Origin of the sequence: Bartonella sp. CL266QHHD, assembly GCF_042195355.1 — a bacterium.
Classification (GTDB): Bacteria; Pseudomonadota; Alphaproteobacteria; order Rhizobiales; family Rhizobiaceae; genus Bartonella.
On sequence record NZ_JBHIOD010000026.1, the window covers coordinates 1 to 1,645 of the forward strand.

Annotated in this window: 3 protein-coding genes and 1 pseudogene; all 4 read left to right on the plus strand. The window is 42.7% G+C overall.

Annotated elements, in window-relative coordinates; genetic code table 11:
* Window positions 1-5: 5 nt before the first annotated feature.
* Entirely contained in the window at window positions 6-422 is a 417-nt protein-coding gene (locus tag ACFIK7_RS02565) for a hypothetical protein (RefSeq protein WP_375631978.1), read from the plus strand.
* On the plus strand, window positions 410-538 hold the full coding sequence (locus ACFIK7_RS02570) for a hypothetical protein (protein ID WP_375662880.1): 129 nt from the start codon (window positions 410-412) through the stop codon (window positions 536-538). Before ACFIK7_RS02565 ends, ACFIK7_RS02570 begins: the two co-directional genes overlap by 13 nt.
* Before the next feature lie 66 nt (window positions 539-604).
* Entirely contained in the window at window positions 605-1,081 is a 477-nt protein-coding gene (locus ACFIK7_RS02575; RefSeq protein WP_375662881.1) for a hypothetical protein, read from the plus strand.
* Between the two features lie 345 nt (window positions 1,082-1,426).
* Window positions 1,427-1,645: pseudogene (locus tag ACFIK7_RS02580) on the plus strand (filamentous hemagglutinin); the annotation flags it as partial.

A 1,645-nucleotide genomic window follows, 5' to 3' on the forward strand; every position in this document is an offset into this window, starting at 1 on the left:
AAAAAATGAAGAAAATCTTGAAATTATTAAGTGGTCTCATTCTGTTAAATATTGCTGGATGTAACATTGATAAGCCTGCTCCAGGGTATTTGAGTATGTGGGAGAAAAATAGTGTTACTGATTTTACGGAGATAGGAAAAGCCCTATTAGAATGTGGCATGCCAACGCCTTATGATATCGATCCAGAAAACCAACAGCAGAGTATTAATGCTAAAGCAACAACTTATGCTTGCATGCTCCAATCAGGATTCCGCTATAAAGATGAAGAAGTAGCAAGAGCGGGAGGGCCATGTTATACTTTTAAAGAGAAAAACTTGCCCATTTGTCGTCCAGGCGCTGTTGTTCCACAGCGAAGTGTCAAGAAGCGCTTAAACAGCCCTTTTTGTAAAAAATATAAAAATAGTCGCAAATGCCAGCCTTAAGTTTTGCAGCTAGTGATGATCAACAATCCGCCATCCTTGCCTTCGCTTGGAATGGCGGGATTGTTCCCTCAATCCATCATCTCAATATTGGTCACCGTTGTTTTAAGCAGCGGTGAGAGGAAATATCAACAAGCTTATGAGCTCTGTTTTATCGTAAAGAAACCCACTGAAGGAGGGGAAGAATGAAGAAAGTCTTGCAATTATTGAGCGGCATAGCTCTGTTAAGTATAGCTGGATGTGTTAACCAACCTCCTCCATCAACTTTAGCATTATGGGAAAAACCAGGTGTCGATAAAGCGATGATCCAACAATCCTTATCAAAATGTGGCTGGAAACCGGTTTATGCTTCTTCTAGTGATATGAATTCGTATGCGAGTGAATTTGCCTCAGTTTATGAGTGCATGAAAAAAGCAGGTTTCCGGTATAAATTGCAAGATTCAAAAGGGCTCTATTTTGTACAACCTCTGAAAAGTGACTCGTTTTTAGCTAATTTGATGCTAGCTGGATATCAGCAATTTATGGACAATGACACCTTTGGTGTGACCAACAAAACGAAACAGGAACGCGCTTTACTAACGCATTTTGAGGATGAAAGAAAACGTCAGCAAAAGCAAAAAGCTTTACAAAAGCGATCACCAAAGCGTCCTCCCCATCGTTAAAAAGGTCGTTGGATAAAATCACGAATGAAGTAGAGGATCAAAGCTGTCTCCTTCTTTATCCACGCAACGGGCACTTTTAATTTGGTGTTTAAGATAGTCGACAATAAGGCAGGTGAGGTTTCATTACGGGGGATGCGTATTTTGAAGCCAAAGTCGTGGGGCAATCCACAGGATACGTTAAGCGGTTTGACCGAGGCTGGCGCATCTGGCAGTATGACAGTGGGCTTTAAGAAAGCAGAAGCTTCTTCTCAAGCTTCCACCGCGATGAGCACAACAATAGAAGCAGGACGCGCTGTCAACATGCAAGCCCACAAAGGCAGCATCCATGGTGTTGGAGCCGATATTATCGCTGGTACCGCGCCGGCAGAAAAAAACAGCCTGACCACAGGAAGCATTAGCACCAGTGATATCAGCAATGGTGCGCATGCTCAAGCTAGCAGCCAAGGTTTAAGCATTTCTGCGGGTGGTCCGATGTATCAGGGCAAATATGGTGTCGGGAAAAACATTGCTAAAAATCTCTTAGATCATTCAAAAGCCCAAGATTCAGAGGAAGGATACACCAAA